The sequence below is a fragment of the Kribbella italica genome (assembly GCF_014205135.1).
In the GTDB taxonomy this organism is placed as follows: Bacteria; Actinomycetota; Actinomycetes; order Propionibacteriales; family Kribbellaceae; genus Kribbella; species Kribbella italica.
In genome coordinates this window covers 862,886-889,616 of record NZ_JACHMY010000001.1, presented here as the reverse complement: position 1 = coordinate 889,616, position 26,731 = coordinate 862,886, and the positions used below count along the sequence as shown (strand labels likewise).

Here is a 26,731-nt window from a genome sequence, read left to right as displayed (position 1 = left end):
ACAGATGGCGGGCGGGCTGCCTAGCGCACAGATGGCGGGCGTGCTGCCTAGCGCACAGATGGCGGGCGTGCTGCCTAGCGCACAGGTGGCGGGCGGGCTGCCTAGCGCACAGGTGGCTTGGACTGCTGGGGTTTGTTCGGGAGCAGCAGTGGCAGTGGGTCCGACTGTTTGTCGTGGGCGGCGGCTCTGGACCGCTGGCGTAGTCGGTCGGAGTCGCAGACCGCGGCGGCGACCAGCAGGTGGAGGGTCATCGAGCTGAGGTCGGAGAGGCCGCTCTCGTTCAGGGAGGCGACCGAGACGTAGCCGAGGAGCAGGGCGCCGCAGGCTTTGACGTACGGCGTGGGGGCGCGCAGGACCGAGATCCAGGCGACGATCATCGCGATGCCGACGATGACGACCGCCAGCAGACCGGTCTCCCAGTAGAGGCCCAGCCAGCTGTTGTCGATGGCCATCACGTCGATGTCGCCCTCGCCGCGGCGCAGCAGTACGCGCTTGTTGCCGAGGCCGTGGCCGATGATGGCGGTCTGGAGGGAGACCTCCTCGTCCAGGACGTACTGCCAGCTCGTGGTGCGGCCGCTGAGCGAGCTGATCTGCTGAGTGCCCTGGCCGCGGAGCAGCCAGGTGTGCAGCGTTGGGATCAGCAAGAACGCGAGCCCGACGATGCCGGGCCCGGCCAAAGCGGCGATCCGCCCGAACCAGGTCTTGCGGGTCAGCAGCAGGGCCAGGAAGAGGCCGAAGGCGATCGCGGCCGCCGCGGTCCGGGTGCGGCTGAGAGCCACCAGCACCATGCCCATCGCGATCATCGCGCCGGCCGGCAGGACCGCCAGCTTGCGGGCGACCAGCGCGATCACCGCTAGGCCGAGCAGCAGGGCTCCGACCTCGCCGACCCGCGGCGGCAGCATCGGGATGATGACGCCCTGGAGGCGGTAGCCGGTACCGAACGAGCTGAGCGGCCGCCAGGCCTGCTCCGGCACGTAGATGACGCTCAGCACGATCGTCCCGGCCAGCAGCAGGTGCGCCCACAGATGGGCCCGGATCAGCCGCTCCGGCGTCTGGATCAGCGGCCGCCACAGCATCAGGAACAGCACGAGCCCGATCAGCAGCCGGGCCAGCCGCAGCAGCGGCCCGACGGGGTCGGCCAGCAGGAAGACCGTGGCCGTCGCGAACAGGACGTACACGACGTACAGGTTGGTGGCCGGGCTGATCCGGGTCCGGAAGCCGGGCTTGGTCGCCGCGAGCACGATCAGGAAGATCGCGCCGAGCAGGACACCCTTCATCAGGCTGTTGGTCGATCCGGTCGTGCCCTGCGGCGAGGCCGCCCGCGACGACCACGGCTGTACGCCGAGCACCAGCAGGCACCAGAGGATCAGCCACAGGACCGGAGCCTTGCTGCTCTGCTCCGAGCTGGTCCCCGGCACAGGCGGCGCCGTCAAGGTCATGAGCCGGTCAGCGGATCGGCAGCGCGGACGTACTGCGGTCGGCGGGCTTGTAGTTCAGCGGGATGCCCAGCGTCTCGTCATGCGGCGACGCACCGACCAGTACGACGCCCAGCACGGGCGCGCCGGCGAACGCCAGCGCCGAGGTCAGCCGGCTGACGTCGGTGTCCTTGTCGTGCCCGACCTGTACGACGAGCACCGACGCGTCCACCGCGGCCGCCAGCGGGGTGATGCCGTGCCGACCGACCGAGGCCGGGCCGTGGATGACAACCGAGTACCCCGGCGGCAGGTCGGCCACGATGCCCGGCACCAGCGACGGGCCGACAGCCAGGGCGGTCTCATCCTTGGCCAGTCCCGGCGGCAGCACGTACAGGTCGGCGACCGTGCCCGGCCGGAACAGCTTGCGCGCCCGGACCGCACGGGTCGGAGCAGGCTCGCTCACCAGGTCGGTCAGGCCTTCGTGGTCGGTGACGTGGGACAGCACCGGCGCACCGGTCAGGTCGGCCATCACCAGCAGCGTCTCCCGGCCGTCCCGCGCGCCGGCCTCGGCCATCGCCAGCGCGATGCCGGCCGAGTTCGGCGTGGGTGAGGCGGAGACCACCAGCAGCGCCGCGGCGCCGCTCGTGCCGGCGCCGTGCGGGTTGATCTCCCGGCGGGCGAGCGCGCCGCTGGCCTCGGCGCCGAGCGCCGTCAGCTCAGAGGGCGGCAACTGCGGCGCCGCACGGGACCAGAACCGTCGCCGGCCGACCGAGGCCGTGATGACCGGGGAGCTGGCCGCGTTGGCCGCCTGGTCGCGGGTCAGAACGAACGGGCTGAGGTGGGTGCTGAGCAGGGCGAGGCCGAAGCCGAGCACCAGACCGAGGATGGCTCCGACGGTGATGTCACGCAGCACCTTCGGCGACGACATCGCGGTGTCCTTGGTGGCCGGGGTGACCAGTTGGCTGCCGGAGCCGACGCCGGACAGCGCCTTGCGCATCGCGGCCGCCTCGTCGGCGGCCTGACGGGCCTCGGTGGCCAGACCGACCCGCTGGTCGCGCAGTGCGGCGGCGGTCTGCGAGTCGTTCCGGGCGAGGGCCTCGGAGATCTGGGCGACCAGGCTGCGCGACTGCGCGGTCGCGGTCTTCGACCGGTCCTGCGCCTGGCCGGCCAGCGTGGTCAGCAGCGCCTTCGCCTCGGTCGTGCGCTGGGCCAGGTAGACCCGGGCGATCGCGTTCGCCCGGCGTACGGCCTCTTCGGAGGTCGGGCCGTCGGTGGTGATCAGGTACGCGTTGTCGGTGACGGCCTTGACCCGGGTCACCGTGGCCAGCGACTGCACCGCGTCGTCGTCGGTCGGCAGGTCGAGGGACTTGGCCACCTCGCGCAGCAGCGCCGGGCTCGCGATCACCCGAGCCTGGGTCTCGGCCGGCAGATCCATACCGAGCGGGCCGGTCTTGTCGGTGCCGCTGGGCAGCTTCCCGACCAGGGCGGGCGGGACGGCCGGGCCGACCACGATCTGGCTGGACGCCGTCCAGCGCTCGGTCTGGGACAGGGAGTAGAAGGACGCGCCGACAATGCCCAGCAGGATGCAACCGACGATCAGCCACTTGTGCCGTAGCAGGGCCTGGGCGGTGTCGCGCCAGACCACTGTTCCCGGTTCCATCCGGTCCCCCACTTCTTTGCGTGCGCAGGACAGGATACCGGGAGTTCACCTCGAGTGCCCCGGATGCCCTACTCTCGTCTGCGGGGGTCCGAGGACCAGCACTTCACACAGCGCCGTCGTGGTACGGCGTACCTGTCCAAGGGGGGACACCGCACGATGAAGAAGAGATGGCTGTTCGCGCGCCTGGGGGTTGCCGGGGTACTGCTGGGGGCAGTACTCACACCGACACCGGCCCAGAGCATCAGCGCGTCACTGTCCGCCGAGCACAGTCCGGTCTGGCAGACCAACGCCAGCGTCCAGGGCCTGGTCGTCGCCGGCGGCAAGGCGTACGCCGGGGGCCGGTTCACCAGCGTCCGCCCGCCGGGCTCACCGCTGGGCACCAACGAGGTCGGGCAGGCCTACCTGGCCGCCTTCGACGCGACCACCGGCGCCCTGGTCACCGCCTTCAACCCGGTCCTGAACGGCCAGGTGTACGCCGTCGCGGCGTCGGCCGACGGCTCCCGGATCTACGTGGGCGGTGACTTCACCAAGGTCAACGGCATCACCCGCAACCGGATCGCCGCCTTCGACACCGCCACCGGCGCGCTGGTGACCAACTGGAAGCCCTCGGTCTCGTACCGGGTCAAGACGATCGCGGTCTCGGGCAACGCCGTGTACTTCGGCGGCTCGTTCGGCCTGGTCAACAACATCGAGCGGCTCCGGCTCGCCGCGGTCAGCACCGACCTCGGCACCTTGCTGCCCTGGGCGCCCGCGGTGAACGGCGACGTGTACGCCGTGGACGCGGCCGACGACGGCTCGAAGGTGTACGCCGGTGGCCAGTTCAGCACCGTCAACGGCACCAGCCAGAACACGGTCTCGAGCCTGGACCCGGTCACCGGCGCGGTGCTGCCCTTCCCGGCCGCGTCCGCGGTCCCGCCGCCGAACGGCTCCTGCACCACGCGGGTGAAGGCGATCGACGCCGGCGGCGACAAGGTCTACTTCGGCAACGGCGGTGACGGCGGCGGCTGCTTCGACGGCACCTGGGCCGCGGACGTCCCGACCGGCGCGCTGGTCTGGAAGAACCAGTGCCTGGGCGCCACCGAGGCGGTCAAGGTCGTCAACGGCTGGCTCTACAAGGGTTCGCACGCGCACGACTGCGCCAACCAGGGCGCCGGCGGCTTCCCGCAGGGCTTCGGCTACCGGTTCCTGCTGACCGAGTCGCTCAGCGACGGCAAGCTCGGTCCCTGGTTCCCCAACACCAACGCCGGTCCGCCCACCGAGGTCGGCCCGCTGGCGTTCGCGACCGGCGGTTCGGACCTGTGGGTCGGCGGCGACTTCACCACCAGCAACGGGGTCGGCCAGCAGGGCCTGACCCGGTTCACCAACGCGGGCCCGGGGTCGGCTCCGGCGAAGCCGGCCAAGCTCACGCCGTACAGCGTGCAGCCCGGTCAGGTGCAGCTCCACTTCCCGACCGTGGTCGACAACGACGACAGCACGCTGACGTACCGGCTGCTGAAGGGCTTCAGCAACACCACGATCGCGACCTGGACCGCCACGTCGACGCCGTGGGACAAGCCGTGGCTGCACTACACCGACACCGCGGTCACGCCGGGCGAGGTGACCAACTACCGGGTCGAGGTGACCGACGGTACGACGACGCTGCGCGGCAACTACTCCGACCCGATCACGGTCGCGAGCACGGCGTCCACGGCGTACGAGCAGCTGATCGGGGCCGACGGCCCGCAGGCGTACTGGCGGCTCGGTGAGGCCGCGGGCACCACCACGTCGGTGGACTCGTCCGGTCAGAGCAACAACGGCACGTTCAGCGGCATCACGCTCGGCAGCGCCGGGGCGATCGCCGGCAACACCGCGGCGACGACCAACGCCAGCGGCCGGATGGTCGGTGAGAAGGCCTTCAGCATGCCGCAGAAGTTCACCGTCGAGGCCTGGGTGAAGCAAAGCGTCACGCGCGGCGGCCGGATCGTCGGCTTCGGGAGCTCCCGGACCGGCAACAGCATCGACGGCGGCGACCGGATGCTCTACATGCGCAGCAACGGCGCGATCGTCTTCGGCGTGAACGACGGCACCCGCCGGACGCTCACCAGCGCGTCGAACCAGAACAACAACCAGTGGCACCACGTCGTCGGCACCTACGACGGCGGCGCCATGCGGCTGTACGTCGACGGCGTGTTGGCGGGCAGCCAGACGATCGGGACGGCCGCCCTGTACTACGGTTGGTGGCGGGTCGGCTACGACAACACCGCCAACTGGACCGGCGGCGGCGCGACCCAGACCGGCCTGGCGATCGACGAGGCGGCGGTGTACCCGTACGCGCTCGACGCCGCGCGGGTCCAGGCGCATTTCAACGCACGCTGAGCGGACGGTCGGCCTGTTATAGCACAACGTCATAACGCTGGTGGGAGGTCGGCTTCCGTGCTGCTTCCCACCAGCGCTAGATTTCGCGTGCTGCAACAGACAGGCCCGCCCGCTTTCTGAGGACATCGATGAAGAAGTTAGTTCTGGTACTAGTCACCGCCGCGGCCGTGCTGGCCGCGGCGCTGATCCCGGCCGGTCCACCGGTGGTGGCCGCCGCGCCGGGCTTCGGCACGGCCGTCTCCGCGCTGCGACAGAGCACCTGGCAGACCAACAAGCCGGTGAACGCGGTCGCCATCGCGGGCAACAACGTGTTCGTGGGGGGGCTGTTCACCAGGGTCCGGCCGCCGGGGAAGGCGGTTGGGCAGGGCGAGGCGGTCCGCACGTACCTGGCCTCGTTCAGCCGCACCAGCGGCAACGCCTCGAGCTTCAAGCCGGTGCTGAACGGCGCCGTCTACAGCATCGCGGTCTCGCTGGACCAGAAGTGGGTCGTGGTCGGTGGGGACTTCACCACGGTCAACGGGCAGCCGCGCAACCGGATCGCGATGTTCAACGCCGCGTCCGGCGCGCTGACCAGCTTCCGGCCGTCGGTCAACTACCGCGTGAAGGCGGTCGCGATCTACGGCAACAGCGTGTTCATCGGTGGATCCTTCGGCCGGGTCTCCGGCGTACCCCGCAACCGGCTGGCCGCGCTCGCGCTGAACAGTGGCGCGCTGATGCCGTGGAACCCGGACGCCGACGGCGACGTGTACGCGATCGACGTCGCCGACAACGGCACCAAGGTGTACGCCGGCGGACCGTTCCGTACCGTGCACAGGCAGCACCACAACACGCTGGTCTCGCTGAACAACAGCACCGGCGACCCGATCGCGATGCCGGCCGAGGCGTGGATCCCCGAACCCACCAGCAAGTGCGTCACCCGGGTGAAGGACATCGACACCTACGGCTCGAAGGTGTTCGTCGCCAACGGCGGTGACGGCGCCGGCTGCTACGACGGGATCCTGGCCGCGGACGTGGCCACCGGCAAGCTGCTGTGGCAGAGCAAGTGCCTCGGTGCGACCGAGGCGGTCAAGGCGATCGGCAACTGGCTCTACAAGGGCTCGCACGCGCACAACTGCAGCCCGGACGACCCGTCGTACTTCAAGGACGGCTCGGGCACGCACTACCTGCTCGCGCACTCCGGGGTGACCGGCAAGCTCGGCCCCTGGTTCCCCAACACCGACGCCGATCCGGCCAGCTCGACCAAGGTCGGCCCGCTGGCAATGGCCGCCACCGGCACCGACCTGTGGGTCGGCGGTGACTTCCTGAAGGTGAACGGGGTCGGCCAGCAGGGCATCACCCGCTTCACCAACGCGATCGGCGGCGCGAAGGCACCGGCCCCGCCCGCCCCCGCGGCGAACAGCCCGGTCAAGAACAAGGTCGGCCTGTCCTTCAAGACCGTCGTCGACCCGGACAACATCACGATGACCTACAAGCTCTACCAGGGCACCCGGCTGGTCGGCACGTGGAACCGCAACACCTACAAGTGGCAGGCCGCGCAACTCGTCACCCACACCGACACCGGGGTGAAGACCGGCCAGAAGGTCAACTACCGCGTCGAGGTCCTCGACGGCCGCAACGTCGTCAAGTCCGCCACCTCGGTGACCGTCACGGTGAGGTAGCCGGCGTTTAGAGCAGGGACGTGGTGGGATCCGCTTCGGCGGGCCCACCACGTTCTGCGTTGTGGGCTGCTTCCCGGTGGGCTTTCAGGGCTCTGTGGGCCTCGTGCCACCACAGGAGCAGCGTGCAGAAGGCTGCGGAGGCCAGGCCCCAGGCGGCGCCCTGGGCGTCGCCCAGGGCGGCTCCGGTGACGCCTGCGGTGATGAGGACGACCGAGGAGATCAAGCGGACGCGGAGGCCCCGGCCGGCGGCGGCCAGGGCGCGCATGATTGCGAAGGCGCCGGCGTTGGAGGCGCCCAGGGCCTGCAGGAGGATCACCGGGACCATGACCGCGCTGGCCTCGGCCCAGACGCCGGGGCCCAGCAGGGCCCGGCCGATGGATTCCGGGAGGAGCAGGAAGACGGCTCCCCAGGCGAGTGCGCCCGCGCCTACCCCGAAGGAGATGACCAGGCCTACTCGCCAGAGGCGGCGGTGCGAGTGCTTCAACGCCCGGGCAGCCTCCGGTACGGCGACCGCGCGGATCCCCTGGTTGAGCACGTTCACCGGCCCGAGCAGCACCTGGGCGCCACGGATGCCCGAGACCGCGGCGATGCTCGCGGCCGCGGTGATGCCGAGCATGTAGACCTGGATCGTCCCGCTGACCGCGAGCATCTCCCCGACGTACTTGGGAGTGAGGTCCCGGTTCTCCTTCAGCCAGTGCTTGACCAGCCGGAAACGCGGCAGCAGACCGGTCTGGAACCGGCCGAACACCGCGGCGATCACCGCGCCGAGCCCCCAGCACAGTGTCAGCGAGAACGCCGTCGCCGAGCCGGTCAGGTAGAGCCCGCCGAACAGCACGCCCATCGCGACCAGCCACACCAGGTCGTTGAGGAACGCCCGCCGGCTGTCGCCGACGACGAAGAAGGCCCACCGCCAGGCGTCCTGCAGCAGCAGCCCCGGCATCGTCACCGCAAAAGCGATCAGTACGCCGTGCGCCGGTACGCCGGGCAACGCCGCGATGATCAGCCCGACGACCATCGCGGCCAGCCCGGCGAGCAGGGCGGTCGCCGTACCGGAGCGCACCGCCTTCTCCCACGACGGCGTGCGGTCACCGGAGTGCCGGACCGCCAGCGGCTCGGTCGCGACCGCGCGCGAGACGTTCAGCGCGATCGTGTAGCCGCCGAAGGCGAGCGCGTAGACCCCGAAGTCGGCCACGCTGCTGCTGCGGGCGACGAGTACGCCGACGGCCAGGTTGCTGAGGCTGGACAGTCCTTGGTCGGCCAGTCCCCACCCGGCCCGGCCCGCGGGCCCGGCCAGCTTGCTGAGCTGGGGAAGTTTCAAGAAACCGGCTTCGGAGGCTGCCGCAGCACGCCCACGACGAACCGCGGAATGCCCAGCACGTACCGCCGCCACAGCCGGCGCGGCTCCTTGTACAGCCGGTAGCTCCACTCCAGCCCGGACTTCTGCATCCAGGACGGCGCGCGGTCCAGCCGCCCGGTGTGGAAGTCGAACGCCGCACCGACGCCGATCAGGATCGCCGCGTCCAACCGGTCGCGGTGCTCGGCCATCCAGCGCTCCTGCTTCGGCGCACCCAGCCCGACCCAGATGATGTCCGGCTGGGCCGCGTTGAGCCGGTCGACGACCTCCGCGTCCTCCTCGGCCGAGAGCGCCCGGTACGGCGGGGAGTAGGCACCCGCCACCTTCAGCCGCGGGTGCCGCTGGACGAAGGTGTCCCGCAACTGCTCCGGTACGCCGTCGGCGCCGCCGTAGAAGTACTGCGACCAGCCGCGCTCGGCCGCCTCCGCCATCACCCGCTCCAGCAGGTCCGGCCCACAGACCCGGGCCATCCGGTCGAACCCGGCCCGCTTGCCCGACCACACCAGCGGCATCCCGTCCGGAAGCGTCAGCCCCGACGAGTTGTACACGCGCGTGAGCTCCGCGTCGGCCCGCGCGTGCAGCAGCGCGTTCATGTCGGCCACACAGACCAACTGCCGCTGCTGGTCACCGATCCACTTGCCGAACGTCTCGACCGTGTCATCCAGATCCGTCACGCTGACATGGATCCCCAGGACGTCGACCCGCTGATCCCACCCGGTCCCGTCCCCGGTGCTGGTCCAGGCGCCGGTCTCCCCGACTGTCATGCGTCCGCCTGCTCGGTGAGGGCGGCCAGGTCGGCGTCCACCATGATGCGGACCAGCTCGGGCACGTGCACCTGCGCTTTCCAGCTCAGCTCGGTCTGCGCCTTGGAGGCGTCGCCGATCAGCGAGTCCACCTCGGTCGGCCGCTCGTAGCGCTGGTCGTAGTCGACGTGCGCCTCCCAGTCCAGCCCCGCGTGCTGGAAGGACAGCTGGACGAAGTCCCGCACCGAGTACGACGTGCCGGTGGCGACCACGTAGTCGCTCGGCTCGTGGTGCTGCAGCATCCGCCACATGCCCTCGACGTACTCCGGCGCGTAGCCCCAGTCGCGGCACGCCTCCAGGTTGCCCAGGTAGAGGCGTTTCTCCAGGCCCAGCTTGATCCGCGCCACCGCGCGGGTGATCTTGCGCGTCACGAACGTCTCGCCGCGGCGTGGGCTCTCGTGGTTGAACAGGATCCCGTTGACGGCGAACATGTCGTACGCCTCGCGGTAGTTCCGGGTCATCCAGTAGCTGTAGACCTTGGCCGCGCCGTACGGCGACCGCGGGTAGAACGGGGTCTGCTCGTTCTGCGGCGGCGGCGTCGCGCCGAACATCTCCGACGAGCTGGCCTGGTAGAACCGGCAGTCCAGCCCGATCATCCGGATCGCCTCGAGCAGCCGGGTGGTGCCCATCCCGGTGGTGTCACCGGTGTACTCCGGCTCGTCGAAGCTCACCCGGACGTGGCTCTGCGCGGCCAGGTGGTAGACCTCGTCGGGCTGGATCGAGGCCAGCAGCGTGACGAGCCGCGACCCGTCGGTCAGGTCGGCGTAGTGCAGGAACAGCCGCTTGTCGTCCTCGTGCGGATCGGCGTACAGGTGGTTGATCCGGTGGGTGTTGAACGTGCTGGCCCGACGGATCAGCCCGTGCACCTGGTATCCCTTGGCCAGCAGCAGCTCGGCGAGGTACGAGCCGTCCTGACCGGTGATCCCGGTGATCAGGGCCTTCTTCATCGGTCAGCTCCCAGGTGGTCGAGGTACCAGGCGTAGGTCTGCGCGAGGCCGGGCTCGAGGTCGACGGCCGGCGCCCAGCCGAGGTCGCGCAGCCGGCTGACGTCGAGCAGCTTGCGCGGCGTCCCGTCGGGCTTGGTCGGATCGTTGCCGATGGCACCGGTGTAGCCGACGACGCGGGCGACCAGCCCGGCCAGCTCCTGGATGGTCAGGTCGGTGCCGACGCCGACGTTGATCGGCGCCGGGTCGTCGTAGTGGTTCAGCAGGTACAGGCAGGCGTCGGCCAGGTCGTCCACGTGCAGGAACTCGCGCCGCGGCGTGCCGGTCCCCCACAGCACCACCTTGTCGTCGCCGTTCACCTTGGCCTCGTGGAAGCGGCGGATCAGCGCGGGCAGCACGTGCGAGCTGACCGGGTCGAAGTTGTCGTTCGGCCCGTACAGGTTGGTCGGCATCGCGGAGATCCAGTTCAGCCCATATTGCCTTCGGACCGCTTGGACCTGCAGGAGGCCGGCGATCTTGGCGATCGCGTACGCGTCGTTGGTGGGCTCCAGCTCACCGGTCAGCAGGCTCGACTCGCGGATCGGCTGCTCGGCGTACTTCGGGTAGATGCACGACGAGCCGAGGAACAGCAGCCGCGGCACCCGGACCTCGAGCGCGGCGTCCATCAGGTTGACCTGGATCCGCAGGTTGTCGCTGAGGAACTCGGTCGGGTGGTCGCGGTTGGCCAGGATGCCGCCGACCCGGGCGGCCGCGTCGATCACCACGGCCGGGCGGTGCTCGGCCAGGAACGCCGTCGTGGCGGCCCGGTCCCGCAGGTCGAGCTCGGCCGACGTCGCGCCGATCAGCTGGCTGCACCCGGCCTGCTCCAGCCGTCGCCAGACGGCCGATCCGACCAGACCACGATGCCCCGCGACATAGATCGGGGACCGGGGGTCGATCGTCATCAGTAGGCTCCCGCTCCGTAGATCACCGCGCGCACAGTCTTCCAGAGGATGAGCAGGTCCAGCGTCATCGACCAGTTGTCGACGTACCGCAGGTCAAGCCGGACCGACTCGTCCCACGACAGATCGCTGCGGCCGCTCACCTGCCACAGCCCGGTGATCCCTGGCTTGACCAGCATCCGCCGGGAGTCGTCCGCGGCGTACAGCGCGACTTCCTCCGACAGCGGAGGCCGCGGGCCGACCAGCGACATGTCGCCGCGCAGGACGTTGATCAGCTGCGGCAGCTCGTCGAGCGAGAACCTCCGGATCTGCCGGCCGAGCGGCGTCATCCGCGGGTCGTCGCGCATCTTGAAGATCACGCCGTTGCCGTCGCTGAGCGCGTACAGGTCGCCGAGACGCTGCTCGGCGTCGGAGTACATGCTGCGGAACTTCAGCATCGTGAACTCTTCGCCCGCCCGGCCGACCCGGCGCTGGCGAAACAGCACGCTGCCGGGGCTGGAGACCTTGACGGCGATGGCCAGGCCGATCATCAGCGGGGACAGGAGGATCAGCAGGCCCAGTGCGAGCGTCCGGTCGAAGATCGCCTTCAGCATGTGCGGTCCCCCGCTCACCGAGGGCCGCTCCAGGTGCAGCAGGGACAGTCCGGCCACGGGGCGGACCGAGATCCGCGGGCCGGCGACCTCGATGATGCCCGGCGAGACGATCAGCTCGACGCCGCGCTGCTCCAGCGCCCACGAGAGCCGGCGCAGGGACTGCCCGGCCAGTTCGGGATCGGTCGCGACAGCGACCACCTCGACGGCGTGCCGGTCGACGGCCGCGACGATGTCGGTCCCGTTCAGCTCGTCCGGCTGCAGCGGCCCGTCCGAGGCTCCGGCACCGGGCGGTCCGCAGGTCGCGACGACCCTGAGTCCGTCGGTCGGGCGGCTCTCCAGGTGTTCACACAAGGTCGCTGCCGGACCGGCGTGACCGACCACCAGGACCCGGTGCATGCACCGGCCACGGACGCGGTGCCGGTGCAGATCCTTGCGCAGCGCGTACCGCAGGACCAGTGAAGCGGTCACGATCACCGGGATGGCCAGGACGACGAAGCCGCGAGCGATCTCGGTCCTCGTCGCGTAGGAGACCAGCGCGACCGCGGCCGTGAGGCCTACGCCCGAGCGCAGCAACGAGCGGAACTCGTCCGGCCCGGTGCCGAAGTAGCGCGAGTCGTACCCCTTGGACAGAGCGACCACGGCGACCCAGGCCAGCGGCATCAAGCTGCTGAGCACCAGGTATCCGCTGCCCACCTGGTATCCGAAGCGGGTCAGCAGGGCGATCGAGATGCCGGTCATCGCGGCCAGCAGGTCGCCACCGACCGCGGCCCAGCGGTAGACACCGACCCAGCGGGGCTCGGTGGCCCGGGACGAGCGCGGCACGATCGCCGGAACCTCGTGCGGGACCAGCCAGACAGGACGGTGGGCGCCACTGACTCCGCTCACATCCAGCCCTTCGTCTCACGCTGCGATCGTCCGGACACACAACGCCACTGCCCGAGGCAGTGTGTAGTCTGCCCGGCGCCCCTGTCAATTGCTGGAAGCCACGCCACCACAGCGTCGCCCCCACTGTCGGCCACCTTTCGGCGACCCCACCCACCCGCCACTTCTTCCGGCCCCCCGCATCACCAGAATTCACCAGCCCGTCGGCTGCAGGACAACGCAGAGTACTACGGCGGCCTTCGTGCTGCGACGGATCCCCGCAAACCTGGGGATAGAATTTGCGTGGGGTGGGGACATGACAGTCGACGACAGAGGTTCTGCGCGCCTGCGCGTGCGGGCGGCCGGACCGTCGGTGATCGCCGCTCTGCGCCGATCGGTCGCCCTGCTGATCGTTCCCGGGGCTCTGCTGCTGATCGTCCCGGCGGTGCTCTTCGCGGGCGACACCGAGCCGGCGCGGCTCGACCAATGGATCCAGCCAAAGGTCAACGCCCCCGCCGGTCTGTGGCCGGCCGTTCTGGCCGTGGACTGGACCGGAGGCCCCGTGGGACGAGCGCTGATGATGCTGCTCGTCACGGCGAGCTGCCTGCTGGCGGGCCGGTGGCGGCTGGCCGCCACGACGGTGATCGGGATCGGCGGTGTGTCGGTGCTGTCGGTCGGCCTCAAACACGTTGTGGGCCGGCGGATCCACGACGACTTCCTGTCGTACCCCAGCGGGCACACGGCGGCCGCGACTGCGGTCGGCCTCCTGCTGGGGCTCCTGCTCAGCGACGTACTGAAGCTGGGGCGCGCGGTCGGCACGCTCCTCGTCCTCGCGCTGGCTCTCGTCTGCGGGACCGTCATGGCCCTGTCGCAGATCGACCTGACCGCGCACTACCCCGTCGACACCATCGGCGGCTTCGGCTGTGCCCTCATGGTCATCCCGGCGACAGCCCTGCTGATCGACCGGTTCACCGTCCCCGGCGGCGCCGCGCGGTAGCGGCGGATCACCTACCGGGTCAGGCGAATCTCCGGAACACGGGCTTCACCGGCCGGCCGCCTGTCCACGCCGTCGGATCGCCGGCGTCCAGTGCCTTGCGGTAGACCGCGCAGGCGCGCCCGACCACCTCCACCGTGTGGTCGATGTCCTCGGTGGTCAGCGCGGCGCTCACGACGAAGGACGGGCCGATCACTCCGCCGAGGATCAGTTCCCGCAGGAACAACGTGCGGTACTCCTGGGACGGCTCGAGCTGCTGGTCGAGGGTCGCGAACACCAGGTTGCTCGCACGGCCCCGGACGACCACGTGGTCCGCGACACCGGCCGCTGCCGCGACCTCCCGTACGCCGGCCGCGAGCCGGTCGCCGAGCGCGTGGAGGCGCGCGGTGACGCCCTCGGTCTCGTAGGTGTCGAACACCGCCATCGCTGCGGCCAGGGAGTGGGTCTCGGCGCCGTGCGTCGTCGACAGCAGGAACACCCGCTCACGGGAGTCCCGCAGTCCGCCACGCTCCATCAGCTCACGCCGTCCGGCCAGCGCCGACACCGCGAACCCGTTGCCCAGCGCCTTGCCGAAGGTCGACAGGTCGGGGGTCACGCCGTACACGCCCTGGGCTCCGGTCTCCGACCAGCGGAATCCGGTGATCATCTCGTCGAAGATCAGCAGACAGCCGTAGCGATGCGCCAGGTCACGCAGTCCGGCCAGATAGCCGGCAGGCGGGTCGTGCTGGGTCGCCGGCTCCAGGATCAGGCAGCTGATGTTGCCGTCGTGCTCGCGCAGCACCTGCTCGGTCGCTGCGAGATCGCCGTACGGGAACCCGACGGTGAGTTCGGACACCGCGGCCGGGATGCCCGCGGACATCGGAGTGGCCGCGATGAACCAGTCGTCGGTGGAGAAGAACGGCTGGTCCGCGCAGATCGCCACCAGCGGTCGTCCGGTCACAGCCCGGGCCAGCTTGACCGCCGCCGTCGTCACGTCCGACCCGCTCTTGGCGAACTTGACCATCTCGGCCGTCCGGACCGTGCCCAGGAACCGCTCTGCGGCCTCGAGCTCGAGCACACTCGGCCGGACGAAGTTGCTGCCGCGGTCGAGCTCCCGGCGTACCGCCTCGACCACGCGCGGGTGCGCGTGGCCCAGGCTGACCGAGCGGAGGCCGGACCCGTACTCGACGTACTCGTTGCCGTCGGCATCCCAGACGTGCGCGCCGAGGCCGTGCGTGATCACCGGCGCCAGGCCGGCCGGGTACTGGTCCTCGCCCTTGGCGTAGGTGTGGGCGCCACCGGGAACGGCCGCGTGCAACCGCGCGTTCAGGTCGCCCGACCGCTGGAAGGACTTCTCACCGGTACTCATGCCAGCCTCCTGGTGGCCTCGGCGAACGAGGGCGCCGCCTGGTCCCGCGCCGACATCAGGCTGACCGGCAACGGCCAGGCGATGTCGAGCTCGGGGTCGTCGAAGACGATGCTCACGTCCTCGCGGGGATCGTGGGCCCGGTCGATCCGGTAGGACACGTCGGCCGGATCCGTCAGCGCCTGGAAACCGTGCGCGCAGCCGGCCGGGACGTACACCGTGACCTGGTTGTCGCCGGTCAGGTCGAAGTACTCACGGTTGCGGTACGTCGGCGAATCCGGTCGCAGGTCGATCACCACGTCGAACACCGCGCCGTACGAGCACCGCACCAGTTTGGCCTCTCCGGCCCCGGCGCGCACGTGCATGCCGCGCACCACCCCCTTCGCCGACCGCGACACGCTGTCCTGCTCGAACGCGTCGGGATCGAGCCCGGCGGCCCGCACGACCGCGCGGTCGTAGGTCCGGCAGAAGAAACCGCGTTCGTCCACGTGCGGCGTGGGCAGGAACAGCAACGCGCCGGCGATCCTCGGTACTTCGATGACGTCCATCAAGCCTCCTGCGGCTTGTCGTTGCCGGGGGTGCCAGGTTTGACGTGGTCGGCGACCACCCGATCGGGACCGAACAGGGCCGCGGACAGCGCGGCGTACTGGTGCTGGAGGGCGTCCGAGGACTCGGCGCACGCGCTCTCGATGCCGGCCGTCAGCTGGGGCGCCCGGACCTCGAGCGCCCGGAACTGCCCGATCAGCCGGGCGACGTCGAGGCTCTGGATCGGCTGACGGAACTCCGCCAGCCCCATCTGTTCCATCAGGATGTCGTTCTTGGCGGCGTAGCTGATCGAGATGGCCGGCTTCGATCCGGTCATTGCCGCCAGCAGGTTGTGGTACCGCGATGCGACCACCAGGTCGACCGCGGCGAGCTGTTGCGTCAGTTCGCCGAACGACGCGGTCGGCTCGACGATCAGCCGGGAGTCAGCCAGCTCCGGTCTGGTCCGGCGCAGGTCCTCGGCCACGGAGTCCACCACCGCCTGGTCCGACGGGTCGCCGGTGAACAGCCGGACCCGGTAGCCCTCGTCGACGAGCCAGCGGGCGAACTCGGTGATCTTGACGACGTAGTCGGAGTAGATCTGCTCCGATCGGGCGCGGTCGGCATTGCTGCCGTGGTAGGCCATCACGCCCAGGCCGACGGTGCGGCCCGGCGTCCGCGGCGGTGGGGGCGGGGGCGGCAGCGCGAAGGCGAGATCGGGACAGACCTCGTCCCGGCTGGTGTCGACGCCCATCGATCGCAGCGCGTCCCGGGAGTACTCGTCGCGGTAGGAACGGTACGTCGCAAGGTTCGCGGTGCTCCGGAACAGCCAGCGGATCGACCGCTCACGGGCCACGTTCGCGCCGATGCCGACCAGGGCCGTCTTGGCTCCGGACAGGCGCGCCGACAAGAACACCAGGAAGAGCGCGTACGGCCAGCCCCAGGGCTGGAGCTGCAGCGTCGTCTCCAGGACTCCCATCCCGGGCACGATCACGATGTCGTACCGGCGGACCCAGCGCGGCGTCCGCACCAGATCGGCGACCTTGCCGAAGAGCTTGAGCCCGATCGTGGTCAGCCGCGACCTCGTCGCTCGCTGCGGCCGGTACCAGGTGATGGAGAACGACGGGATGCCGTACTGCCGCTCCACCTCCTCGGGACCCGAGCACACGCAGGTGATCGGTGAGTCGGGATGAGCCTTCCGCAGGAACTGCAGCATCGCCTCGAGCGACCCCTGGTTGCCGAGGTTGCCCGAGCCGAGCAGGCCGAGGACGGCGATTCGTGGTGCGGTGGTCATTCCCGTGCAGCCCTCCCGTGCTCGCCCAGGGCAACGTTGCTGGGGGCGGTCGCGGCTCCGGCCGCGACGCTGTCCTCGATCCGCTGCGACGACCCCGGCAACGCCCTGCTCACCAGCCACTGCGTCAGGTAGAAGTGACAGCGACGCCGGTCGGCCGACGACAGCGGCGCTCTGCGAACAGCGGCGACGAAGCCGGCCACGTACTCGGCGAGCAGCCGCGCGGTCGGGTTGCGCCACGGGTCGGCCCGCCGCGGTTCCAGGTTCGCGGCCCGGGAGCGGATCGTCGGCTTGGCCCGCTCGGCGCGGTCGGGATGGTCGCGGCGGTAGTAGAGCAGCTCCGGGACCTGGTGGAAGCGTCCGTGCAGCGCCAGCTCGGCCATGATCGTGCGGTCGGCGTGGTGGTAGCTGCCGTGCAGCGGCGTACGGCGCAGGACGTCGGAGCGGATCACTCCGTAGAAGTCGTCACCGCCGACCGTGATCAGCATGCTCTTGAACCGCTCCGGGGCCCGCGGGTCGTCGGTGGCCAGGGGGTAGTCGACCAACAGGGCGATGTCACCGGACTCGTCGATGATCGCCTGCCAGGCATGGGCCAGCACGAGGTCCCGGTCGGCGTCCAATGCCTCGACACAGCGCAGCAGCAGGTCACGCCCGTAGAGATCGTCGTGCGACGCCCACTTGAACAGCTCGGTCCGGGACTGCTCGAAGAGGCGGTTGTGGTTGGGCGCGGCGCCGATGTTGACCGGCTGCCGCACGTAGCTGATCCGGCGGTCCCGGGCCAGGTACTCCCGGCAGATCTCCTCGGTGCCGTCCGTGGAGGCGTTGTCCGAGATGGTCAGGTCGAAGTCGCCGTAGCTCTGCCCCAGCAGCGCGTCCAAGGACTCGGCCAGGTACTTCTCGCCGTTGTACACCGGAAGGCCAACGGTCAACCGCGGTACCGCGTTCATGTGCTCCTCATTTCTGGCATCTCCTCCCGGTGGGCCGCATCGACCGGCTCCGGTTCCGTGTCGTGGCGCCGTTCGTGGATCCCGACTCCCAGGTACCGCCACCAGACGATCGCGCCGACGAACGTCGCGGCCGCCGCTCCCCAGGCCGAGCCGAGCGCGCCGTTCAGGATGCCGCCGCCGACCCCACCGACCAGGTACGCCGCCGAGGCCCACAGCTGGGCCCGCAGACTCCGCTTCGCCACGCCGAGCGCGCGCAGGCCGGCCGAGGCCCCGGTGTAGAAGCTGGCGAACATCACCGACAAAGTTGCCGGCAGCAACAACGGCTCGGTGCTGTCCCAGACCTCCCCGAGCACCGCGTGCCCCCAGGCGTGCGGCAACGCGAGCACCAGGGCCAGTCCCCAGGCGAGCGCCGCGAGGGCCTGCGCGCTGCCGAGCAGGAGACAGAAGACCCGCAACGCCTTGAGCGAGCGCCGCAGCATCCTCGCCGCTTCCGGCACCGCCACCAGGCCGATCCCGGACAGCACGATGAAGAAGGGGCCGAGCATCATCTCGCCACCGCGCACGGTACCGACCGCGGCGATTCCGGCGAACGCGCCGAGACCGTACATCTTGAGCTGGTACGCGCCGCTGATGGTGACGTTCTCGGCCAGGTAGCGCAGGCCGAGATCGCGGTGCTGACCGAACCACTGCCGGGCCCGGAACAACCGGGGGACGATGCCGGCCTGCAGACCGCTGACCAGCGCGGCGAAGATCCCGGCGGCGCCCCAGGCCAGCACGAACTTCGTGACGCTCGGCCCGTCGTACTTGGCCAGGTACAGCAGCGGCACCAGCGCCGCCGCCCAGGTGATGTCGCTCAGGAACGCCTTGCCTCCCTGGCCCGAGGCGAAGAAGGCGAACCGCCAGCTGTCCTGCAGCATCAGGCCGGGCAGCACCACGCCCAGCGCGACGAACGCGGCACCGGGTCGGCCCCCGATCGCCAGCCCCACCGCGACACAGATCGCACCGGTCGCCAGACCGACCGCGATCGCCATCCCGGACGAGCTCGCGACCGCGGTCTTCCACACCGGGCGCGGTACGCCGCTGAACCGGACCGCCAGCGGATCCGTGGCCAGGCCACGGGAGATGTTGACCACCAGCCCGTAGGTCACCCAGGCCAGGCTGAACGCGCCGAACTCGACTGCGCCCAGCGACCGCGCGACGACGATGCCGACCACGAAACTCACCATGCTGGTGACCGCTTGGTCGGCCAGTCCCCAGGTCACGCGGCGCAGGACCCCTCTCATGGTCAGCCGATGACTTCGTGGGGCTCGGGCAGCGGGACCAGGTAGGTGGCGCCCCAGCCGCGGCCGTCGGCCTCGAGCTGCGAGATCACCTCGTCGGCGATGTCCCACGTCAGCACCAGGACGACGTCCGGGCGGGCCGCGCGGAGCTCGTCGATCGAGCGGATCGGGACACCGCAGCCCGGGATCCGCCGGCCGTGTTTGCCGGGTGCGGCGTCGACGGTGAAGGGGAGCAGGTCCGTGCCGACCTTGCTGAGGTCGAGCAGGACCGGCGCCTTCGACGGCGCGCCGTACCCGAGCACCGTACGACCGGCCGCCTGGTGCCGGACCAGTTCGTCGTGGAGCGCGCCGGCCGCGTGCCAGGCGGCTTCCTGGAGACTCGCCAGCTGGATCTCGTCGGAGATCCCGGCGGCCGCCTCGTCCTGGAGCATCTCGACGACCGACTCGTCCGGGGTGGCCTCGGCCTGGTGCCGGAGCATCACGCGCAGGCTGCCGCCGAACATGTCGATCCGCCGTACCGACTCGACGGCCAGTCCGTGCAGCGCTCCCAACCGGATCACCGCGCCGAGCGACAGGTACGACCAGTGGCCGTGCCGGACGGTGTCGAACTGGTTGCCGATGAACAGCGGCAACAGGTGGTGGAACTCCAGCACCAGCAGGCCGCCCGGCGCCAGCCGGTCCGCGCGCAGGCGCATCATCTCGCCGACCTCGGGCTCGTGCGCGATGCCGTGGACGTCCACCACCAGCGCGGCCTGCTCGCCGTCGGAGGCGATCCTGCAGCCCGCCGCCTGCAGGTGGTCCAGCCACGAACCCCCGTGGTGGCTGGCGAACTCGAACACCGCGGCACCGGCCAGCTCGGGGTGGTCGGCCAGCAGTTCCTTCGCCGAGGTCTCGGCGTGCGCCAGGCTGGTCGCCGACTCGACGGCCAGCGGCGGTTCGGGCAGCTGTGGCTCGACCGGACCGAGCTGCACCAACTTGCAGTCCCGGCAGAGCCAGAGCTCCAGCGGCCAGCGCGGATCCTCCTCCGCGGTGCCGACCGGCGGGAAATGGTCCGCGCACGGCTGCGCCCCCAGATCGACCACCGGTACGACGTCGTCGCCGGCACACCCACGACAGCTGAAGCTCACCACTTCTCCCCCTCCGGGCATCCTGTCTGTCACCACGTCACCGTCGCTTTGGCGGTCGTGAAGGCCTCGGCGTACCGGGCCCGGCACTCCATCCCGCGCAGCCGGGCCAGGCCGGCGAAGACCTCTTCGTCGAACCAGTCGTGCGGGACCTGCGACGGGTAGGCCTTGTGCAGCCGCGCGACCTTCTCGCGCAGCTGCTCCTCGGTCAGGGCGACGTACAGCCACGGGCGGCTGAAGTCCCCGTCCCACTTGGGAATCTCGTAGTTCAGGACCAGGTGGTCGCGCCACACCGTGGTGGCCAACTCGGCGACGCAGCGGTGGTCCTGGTGGGCGTCGGTCCGGCTCGGCGCCAGCACCAGGTCGGGACGACGTCCCCGGGCCGCCGTCTCGAGCAGCTCCTTGACGTCCTCCCAGTACGTCGGCAGCCGGCCGTCCGGCAGCTCCGCCGACGTGACCGTCACCTCGCACCCGGGCAGGAAGAGCTCCGCCGCGCGGCGCGCCTCCTCCAGGCGGACCGGCGTACCGGTCGCGATCACGAACTCGGCGGTCAGGCCCGGCACCGTCTCGGCGAGCCGGAGCAAGGTACCCCCGCAGCCGATCTCGATGTCGTCGGGATGGGCGCCGAGGGCCACCAGATGAACCGGGCCGCCGCCGAGGCCGAGCTGGAACGGCAGCATCAGATCGCCACCACCGCAGGCGCCGACAGGTCGGAGTCGTCCACCTCACGGGGCCGGGCGGCCGGCTCGGCCGCCGGCGGCAGGCTCTTGAGATCGCGGGCCTCTCGGGTCCACACCGCCCACGGCTTGGTCCCGGACCGGTACATCTCCTCGAGCTGGCTCCGCTCCTTCAGCGTGTCCATCGGAGCCCAGAAGCCGTGGTGCGGAATCGCCTCCAGCCGCCGCATCGCGGCCAGCCGCGGGAACGCGTCGCCGACCAGGTCCTCGCCGGAGTGCAGGACGTCGAAGACCTCCTTCTTCAGCACGAAGTAGCCGCCGTTGATCCACAGCGGCAGCTCGGTGACCGAACGCAGCCCGTTGATCCGGGCGTCCGGGCCGAACTCGACGATGTGGAAGGACGCCTGCGGCGGTACGGCGAGCAGGCTCGCGGTGATGTCGCTGGCCAGCACGTGGTCGACGATCTTGTCCATCGGTGCGTCGGTCAGCACGTCGCCGTAGTTGGCCAGGAAGACGTCGTCGTCCTCCAGGTACGGCCGCACCCGGCGCAGCCGTTCGCCGATGCTGGTGTCGATGCCGGTGTCGACGAAGGTGATCTTCCACTCGCTGATGTCGGAGTCGAGCAGCTCGATCTGCTGCCCGCCCTTGGTCATCACGAAGTCGTTCGAGTGGGTCTCCTCGTAGCGCAGGAAGTACTCCTTCACCGCCGCGCCGCCGAACCCCAGGCACAGGATGAACTCGGTGTGGCCGAAGTGCGCGTAGTAGCGCATCACGTGCCACAGGACCGGCCGGTCGCCGATCGTCATCATCGGCTTCGGTGCGGAGTCGACCCCGCTGCGCATCCGCAGCCCTAGTCCCCCGCAGAAGATCACGACCTTCATGGAACCCCTCCCCTGGTCGTTACGCCGGTCCGTGCCGGCGGGTCAGATCACTTCGAGGCGCGGGATCGGGACGACGAACCGCGCGCCCCACTCCCGTGCAGAGCCGAGCTGGTGCACGATCTCCTCCCGCAGGTTCCACGGCAGGATCACGATGTAGTCGGGGCGGACCTCGGCGAGCCGCTCCGGCGGATGGATCGGGATGTGTGTCCCGGGCAGGTACATGCCGTGCTTGTGCGGGCTGCGGTCGACCGTGAACGGCAGCAGGTCCTCGCGGACCCCGCAGTGGTTCAGCAGCGTGTTCCCCTTGCCCGGCGCTCCGTACCCCGCGACGGACTTGCCCTCGCGGGCCGCGCCGACCAGGAACTCGACCAGGTCGGCCTTGATCGCGAACACGTCCTGGGCGAACCCGTCGTGGCCCTCGACCGAGTGCAGCCCGGCGTCCGCCTCGTCCTTCAGGACCTTCAGCACCAGTTCGGTGGGCTCCCCCGCCGTCTCGGCCGGCGTCGAGAAGACGCGCAGCGAGCCGCCGTGACTGGCGAGCTCCTGGACGTCGACGACCTTCAGGCCGGCCTTCTCGAGCGCGAGCGCGGCGGTCCGCAGCGTCAGGTACTGGTAGTGCTCGTGGTAGATCGTGTCGTACTGCCGGCGCTCGATCAGCCGCAGCAGATGCGGGAACTCCAGCGACACCAGACCGTCGTCCTTCACCAGCGCGCGCAGGCCCTTGGCGAAGTCGACGATGTCCGGCACGTGCGCGAACACGTTGTTGCCGACGACAAGGTCCGCCTGCCCGTGCCGGGCGGCCGCGTCCTGGCCGGTCCGTTCGCCGAGGAAGTAGCTCTCGGTCCGGATGCCCTTCTGGTTGGCCACCTCGGCGATGTTCGCGGCCGGCTCGATCCCCAGGACGGGGATGCCGAGTGCGACGGCGTGCTGCAGCAGGTAGCCGTCGTTGCTGGCCGCCTCGGTCACGAGACTGTCGGGACCGAGACCGAGCCGCTCCTGCATGTCGGCGACGAACCGCCTCGCGTGCTCCACCCAGCTGGTCGAGTACGACGAGAAGTACAGGTAGTCGCTGAACACGTCGTCGGCCGCGACGTACGCCGGCAGCTGGACCAGCAGGCAGCTGTCACAGATCCGCACGTGCAAGGGGTAGAACGTCTCCCCCTCGTCGAGCTGGTCCGCGCGCAGGTAGCTCTCGCACGGCGGCGACATGCCGAGGTCCACGAACGTACGTGTCAGGGGCTGCCCGCAAAGGCGGCAGCCGAGTGTTTCCGCCATCAGTGCGTCTCCTCGAGAACGGGTGCCGGGAACTGGTCGGTGGTCTGCCGGCGGAGCTGGTCGTCGACCAGTCCGAGCTCCAGCAGCTGGTTGATCCGGCGGAGCCGGACGAACTGCGCGGAGTTGAAGTCGTCGAGCGTCAGGCCGTGCTGCCGGTACGCCGCGGCGAGCTCCTCGACCCCGTCGCGCACCGTCCACCGCAGCTTCAGCTCGGGGAACGTGTCGCCGAGCTTGCTGAAGTCGACCTTGTAGTTGCGCAGGTCCGGCCCGGCGCCTTCGGCGAACGACACCTCCGACCCGGGAACCGCCTCGCCGACCATCTCGGCGATGTCGCGGACCTGGACGACGTCCTCGGGCCGGCCGACGTTGAACGCCTCGTCGTGGACCAGCTCGCGCGGTGCCTCCAGGGCGGTGAGGAACGCGCGGCTGATGTCCTCGATGTGCACCAGCGGGCGCCACGGCGAGCCGTCGCTCTCCATCCGGATCTGGCCGGTGGTCAGCGCGATCGCGGTCAGGTTGTTCACCACGATGTCCAGCCGCAGCCGGGTGGACGCGCCGTACGCGGTGGCGTTGCGCAGGTACGTCGGGCTGAAGTTGTCGTCGGCGAGCTTCGACAACTCCTTCTCCGCCAGGGCTTTCGTCTCGCCGTACGGCGTGACGGGGAACAGCTCGGCGTCCTCGCCGACCGCCTCGGAGCCGGCGGCGCCGTACAGGCTGCAGGACGAGGCGAACAGGAACCGCTCGACGCCGGCGGACTTCGCCGCGGCCGCCACCCGCAGCGTCCCGTCCAGGTTCACCGAGTAGGTGGTGTCCCGGTTGAGGTGGCCGAGCGGATCGTTGGACAGGGCGGCCAGGCACACGACGGCGTCGTAGCCGGCCAGCTCCTCGGGACCGACGTCCCGCATGTCGCGCGGCGCCCGGTCGCCGATCGGGTCCGGGCCGCCCAGCAGGTCACACCCCTCGTACAGACCGACGTCCAGGCCGTCGACCTGGTGGCCGGCAGCGCGCAAGAAGGGGACGAGCACCGCACCGATGTAGCCGCGATCCCCGGTGACCAGAACCTTCATCGACATCTCCTCGCCGCAGTCCAGCGGGCCGGACCACTTTCCGGCTTCCGACTACTACAGATCCGCGGCTCCCCGATCTGATACATCGAGATTTCTTGTATCAGGCGCACCGCACCGCTGCTCTCTTGGACGCTGCCGCCAAGCAGCGAGTCGTGCGCCGATGAGCTAGTGGGGGGCGTTATGAAGGTTGCCGTATTCGGCTTGGGCTACGTGGGGTCGGTGACTGCCGCCTGCCTGGCGGGCAACGGCCACGACGTCTGGGGTGTGGACGTCGACGCCGCGAAGGTCGATCCGATCACCGCCGGTCGCAGCCCGGTGGTCGAACCCGGTCTGGACGAGCTGATGGCCGCCGGGGTCGCCGCGGGAAGGTTGCATGCGACCACTGATCCACTGATCGCCCTGGACGGGGCGGACGTCTCCTTGATCTGTGTGGGGACGCCGTCGACCTCCAGTGGCAGTACCGATCTCACCTACATCCGCCGCGCGGTGCAGGACATCGCGGCGGCGGCCCGGAGCGTCCGGCCGCCGGCGTCCGGCGTGCACAGCATCGTCATCCGCAGTACCGTCCCGCCCGGCACGGTCGACACGGTCGTCGAGCCGGTGCTGGCCGCGGAGCCACCGGTCGACGGCTTCAGTTTCGCCGCGGCGATGTGCCCCGAGTTCCTCCGCGAGGGGACCGGTCTGGCCGACTTCTTCGCGCCGCCGTTCGTGGTGGTCGGTACGTCGGACCCGCGGGCCGGCCAGGCGCTGACCGAGTTGTTCGGCTTCCTGGCCACGCCGGTCCAGGTGGTCGACGTCCGGACCGCGGAGGCGCTCAAGTACGCGTGCAACGCGTTCCACGCCACCAAGGTGTCGTTCGCCAACGAGATGGGCCGGATCCTGCGGCACTACGAGGTCGACGCGCGCGAGGTGATGCGGCTGTTCTGCCAGGACACCAGCCTGAACATCTCGCCGTACTACCTGCGGCCGGGCTTCGCGTTCGGCGGATCGTGCCTGCCGAAGGACCTGCGTTCGGTGCTGCACCTGGCCCGGACGAACGACACCGACCTTCCGTTGCTGGCCGGCACGCTGGCCAGCAACGAGCTGACCGTCCGCGACGTCGTCGACCGGGTCGTCGCCGGCCCGGGGCGCGAGGTGGCCCTGCTCGGGCTGAGCTTCAAGACCGCGACCGACGACCTGCGGGAGAGCCCGAGCGTCGAGCTGGCCGAGCGGCTGATCGGCAAGGGCTACAACCTGCGGATCTACGACTCGATCGTCAACCCGAGCCGGTTGGTCGGGGCCAACAAGCGGCACGTCGAGTCGAAGCTGCCGCACCTGCAACGGGTGCTCACCGACGACCCGGTCGAGGCGCTGCGCGGCGCCGACCTGGCACTGGTCTCCAGCACCGACACCCAGGTGGTCGAGGCGCTGCTCGTGCACCCGCCGGCCCGGACGATCGACCTCAGCGGCCGGCTCGGCGCGGGCGTCGAGGCCCTGCCGGGGTACGAGGGAGTGGGCTGGTGACCGGTCCGAGGGTCCTGATCATCATCCAGAACCTGCACGTCCCCTTCGACCGGCGGGTCTGGCTGGAGTGCAAGGCGCTGGTCGGTGCCGGGTACGACGTCACCGTGGTCTGCCCGAAGGGACCGGACGACCCGGCGTACCACGTCATCGACGACGTCAAGATGTACAAGTACCGCGGATACTCGCCCGGCGGCAGCAAGCTCGGGTACGTCGGCGAGTACGTGTACTCGTTCCTGATGACGCTCCTGCTCGTCCTGCGGGCCCGCCGGCAGGGGAAGTTCCAGGTCCTGCAGGCCTGCAACCCGCCGGACATCTTCTGGCCGATCGCCCTTCTGCTGCGCCGGCTCGACGGCACCCGGTTCGTCTTCGACCACCACGACCTGTGTCCCGAGCTGTACCAGTCCCGGTTCCCGGACGCGGCGGGCCTGCCGTACAAGGGACTGCGGTTCCTCGAGCGGAGGACGCACCGCACGGCCGACCAGGTCACCTCGACCAACGACTCCTACCGCGACCTCGCGATCACCCGCAGCGGCAAGGCGCCGGACGACGTCACCGTCGTCCGGACCGGCCCCGATCCGGACAAGCTGCGCCGCGGTCAGGCCGACGAGTCGCGGCGGCGCGGCCACCGGTACCTGGTCGCCTACATCGGCGTGATGGGCCCGCAGGACGGCGTCGACATCGTCGTCCGGGCGGCCGACCAGGTGGTCAACAAGCTCGGCCGCACCGACGTCGCCTTCACCCTGATGGGCAGTGGCGACTGCTTCGACGAGGTGGTGGCGCTGCGCGACGAGCTCGGCCTGGGCGACCACGTCGAGTTCACCGGCCGGGTGCCGGACGAGACGGTGCAGGCGGTGATGTCGACCGCCGATCTCGGGCTGTCGCCGGATCCGAAGAACCCGCTCAACGATGTCTCCACGATGAACAAGACGATGGAGTACATGGCCTTCGAGCTGCCGGTGGTCGCGTTCGACCTGCGCGAGACCAGGGTCTCGGCCGGCGAGGCCGCCGTCTACGTGGAGCCGAACGACGTCACGCAGTACGCCGAAGCGATCGTCGACCTGCTGGACGACGAGGTCCGCCGCCGCCGGATGGGCCGGCTGGGCCGCGAGCTCGTCGAGACCAAGCTCGCCTGGAAGCACCAGCAGAAGGCCTACGTCGGGGTCTTCGACCGGCTGACCGGTCGCCGGGACTGGGCCGGCCGCCCGGTGGACGGCGCCACGGCGCGGACAGCGAGGTCCTGA

At 70.3% G+C, this 26,731-nt stretch carries 22 protein-coding genes; 5 read left to right on the top strand and 17 right to left on the bottom strand.

The annotated features are described in order from the left end of the window. Nucleotides 1-101 precede the first annotated feature (101 nt). Both HDA39_RS04245 and HDA39_RS04240 read right to left on the bottom strand, forming a co-directional pair. Nucleotides 102-1,439: a hypothetical protein gene (locus tag HDA39_RS04245; RefSeq protein ID WP_238355971.1), complete on the bottom strand. Its 1,338-nt coding sequence runs from the start codon at nt 1,437-1,439 to the stop codon at nt 102-104. Between the two features lie 7 nt (nt 1,440-1,446). Further along, nucleotides 1,447-3,075 carry a Wzz/FepE/Etk N-terminal domain-containing protein gene (locus HDA39_RS04240; protein ID WP_184793931.1) on the bottom strand — a complete coding sequence of 543 codons (1,629 nt, stop codon included), beginning with the start codon at nt 3,073-3,075 and terminating at the stop codon, nt 1,447-1,449. A gap of 63 nt (nt 3,076-3,138) precedes the next feature. Here HDA39_RS04240 and HDA39_RS04235 point away from each other — a divergent pair, with 63 nt between their 5' ends. Then, nucleotides 3,139-5,430, top strand: coding sequence for a LamG-like jellyroll fold domain-containing protein (locus HDA39_RS04235; RefSeq protein ID WP_238355970.1), 2,292 nt, complete (start codon nt 3,139-3,141; stop codon nt 5,428-5,430). 128 nt (nt 5,431-5,558) lie between these two features. Next, nucleotides 5,559-7,088 (top strand): PQQ-binding-like beta-propeller repeat protein, encoded by a 1,530-nt coding sequence (locus HDA39_RS04230; RefSeq protein WP_184793930.1) that lies wholly within the window; start codon nt 5,559-5,561, stop codon nt 7,086-7,088. A gap of 7 nt (nt 7,089-7,095) precedes the next feature. On the opposite strand, the gene HDA39_RS04225 is transcribed toward HDA39_RS04230, so the two are convergent. The 5 genes from HDA39_RS04225 to HDA39_RS04205 are packed head-to-tail and all read right to left on the bottom strand — an operon-like array spanning nt 7,096 to nt 12,608. Then, entirely contained in the window at nt 7,096-8,406 is a 1,311-nt protein-coding gene (locus tag HDA39_RS04225; RefSeq protein WP_184793929.1) for an MATE family efflux transporter, read from the bottom strand. Beyond that, nucleotides 8,403-9,206 (bottom strand): WecB/TagA/CpsF family glycosyltransferase, encoded by an 804-nt coding sequence (locus HDA39_RS04220; protein ID WP_184793928.1) that lies wholly within the window; start codon nt 9,204-9,206, stop codon nt 8,403-8,405. The genes HDA39_RS04225 and HDA39_RS04220 overlap by 4 nt, the downstream gene beginning before the upstream one ends. Then, nucleotides 9,203-10,192, bottom strand: a complete 990-nt coding sequence (gene gmd / locus HDA39_RS04215; RefSeq protein WP_184793927.1) for a GDP-mannose 4,6-dehydratase — start codon at nt 10,190-10,192, stop codon at nt 9,203-9,205. Before gmd ends, HDA39_RS04220 begins: the two co-directional genes overlap by 4 nt. After that, the gene (locus HDA39_RS04210; protein WP_184793926.1) at nt 10,189-11,133 is read right to left on the bottom strand and encodes a GDP-L-fucose synthase family protein; all 945 of its coding nucleotides are present in this window, start codon (nt 11,131-11,133) and stop codon (nt 10,189-10,191) included. The genes gmd and HDA39_RS04210 overlap by 4 nt, the downstream gene beginning before the upstream one ends. Beyond that, nucleotides 11,133-12,608 (bottom strand): sugar transferase, encoded by a 1,476-nt coding sequence (locus HDA39_RS04205; protein ID WP_337925615.1) that lies wholly within the window; start codon nt 12,606-12,608, stop codon nt 11,133-11,135. The genes HDA39_RS04210 and HDA39_RS04205 overlap by 1 nt, the downstream gene beginning before the upstream one ends. A 292-nt stretch (nt 12,609-12,900) precedes the next feature. Between HDA39_RS04205 and HDA39_RS04200 the strand changes: the two genes are divergently transcribed. Then, on the top strand, nt 12,901-13,581 hold the full coding sequence (locus HDA39_RS04200) for a phosphatase PAP2 family protein (protein ID WP_184793925.1): 681 nt from the start codon (nt 12,901-12,903) through the stop codon (nt 13,579-13,581). Nucleotides 13,582-13,600: 19 nt separating this feature from the next. On the opposite strand, the gene HDA39_RS04195 is transcribed toward HDA39_RS04200, so the two are convergent. From HDA39_RS04195 to HDA39_RS04150, 10 genes are read right to left on the bottom strand one after another with little or no spacing between them, the layout of a single operon-like run. Further along, a complete protein-coding gene (locus HDA39_RS04195; protein WP_184793924.1) occupies nt 13,601-14,926 on the bottom strand; it encodes a glutamate-1-semialdehyde 2,1-aminomutase in 1,326 nt (441 codons plus the stop codon). Continuing rightward, entirely contained in the window at nt 14,923-15,471 is a 549-nt protein-coding gene (locus HDA39_RS04190) for a dTDP-4-dehydrorhamnose 3,5-epimerase family protein (protein WP_184793923.1), read from the bottom strand. Before HDA39_RS04190 ends, HDA39_RS04195 begins: the two co-directional genes overlap by 4 nt. Beyond that, a complete protein-coding gene (locus HDA39_RS04185) occupies nt 15,471-16,739 on the bottom strand; it encodes a polysaccharide pyruvyl transferase family protein (protein ID WP_184793922.1) in 1,269 nt (422 codons plus the stop codon). The genes HDA39_RS04190 and HDA39_RS04185 overlap by 1 nt, the downstream gene beginning before the upstream one ends. Then, nucleotides 16,736-17,683, bottom strand: a complete 948-nt coding sequence (locus tag HDA39_RS04180; RefSeq protein WP_184793921.1) for a glycosyltransferase family 2 protein — start codon at nt 17,681-17,683, stop codon at nt 16,736-16,738. Before HDA39_RS04180 ends, HDA39_RS04185 begins: the two co-directional genes overlap by 4 nt. Then, nucleotides 17,680-18,966, bottom strand: a complete 1,287-nt coding sequence (locus HDA39_RS04175) for an MATE family efflux transporter (RefSeq protein WP_184793920.1) — start codon at nt 18,964-18,966, stop codon at nt 17,680-17,682. The genes HDA39_RS04180 and HDA39_RS04175 overlap by 4 nt, the downstream gene beginning before the upstream one ends. A gap of 2 nt (nt 18,967-18,968) precedes the next feature. Continuing rightward, complete coding sequence (locus HDA39_RS04170) at nt 18,969-20,090, bottom strand: methyltransferase C-terminal domain-containing protein (RefSeq protein WP_184793919.1); 1,122 nt, start codon at nt 20,088-20,090, stop codon at nt 18,969-18,971. A gap of 29 nt (nt 20,091-20,119) precedes the next feature. Then, the gene (locus HDA39_RS04165; protein WP_184793918.1) at nt 20,120-20,767 is read right to left on the bottom strand and encodes a PIG-L deacetylase family protein; all 648 of its coding nucleotides are present in this window, start codon (nt 20,765-20,767) and stop codon (nt 20,120-20,122) included. Next, complete coding sequence (locus tag HDA39_RS04160; RefSeq protein ID WP_202892861.1) at nt 20,767-21,645, bottom strand: glycosyltransferase family protein; 879 nt, start codon at nt 21,643-21,645, stop codon at nt 20,767-20,769. Before HDA39_RS04160 ends, HDA39_RS04165 begins: the two co-directional genes overlap by 1 nt. Before the next feature lie 42 nt (nt 21,646-21,687). Then, the gene (locus HDA39_RS04155) at nt 21,688-22,920 is read right to left on the bottom strand and encodes a class I SAM-dependent methyltransferase (protein WP_184793917.1); all 1,233 of its coding nucleotides are present in this window, start codon (nt 22,918-22,920) and stop codon (nt 21,688-21,690) included. Then, nucleotides 22,920-23,987, bottom strand: a complete 1,068-nt coding sequence (locus HDA39_RS04150; protein WP_184793916.1) for an NAD-dependent epimerase/dehydratase family protein — start codon at nt 23,985-23,987, stop codon at nt 22,920-22,922. Before HDA39_RS04150 ends, HDA39_RS04155 begins: the two co-directional genes overlap by 1 nt. A gap of 180 nt (nt 23,988-24,167) precedes the next feature. Here HDA39_RS04150 and HDA39_RS04145 point away from each other — a divergent pair, with 180 nt between their 5' ends. Together HDA39_RS04145 and HDA39_RS04140 are read left to right on the top strand one after the other, a co-directional pair. Beyond that, complete coding sequence (locus tag HDA39_RS04145; RefSeq protein WP_184793915.1) at nt 24,168-25,490, top strand: UDP-glucose dehydrogenase family protein; 1,323 nt, start codon at nt 24,168-24,170, stop codon at nt 25,488-25,490. After that, nucleotides 25,487-26,731: a glycosyltransferase gene (locus HDA39_RS04140; RefSeq protein WP_184793914.1), complete on the top strand. Its 1,245-nt coding sequence runs from the start codon at nt 25,487-25,489 to the stop codon at nt 26,729-26,731. Before HDA39_RS04145 ends, HDA39_RS04140 begins: the two co-directional genes overlap by 4 nt.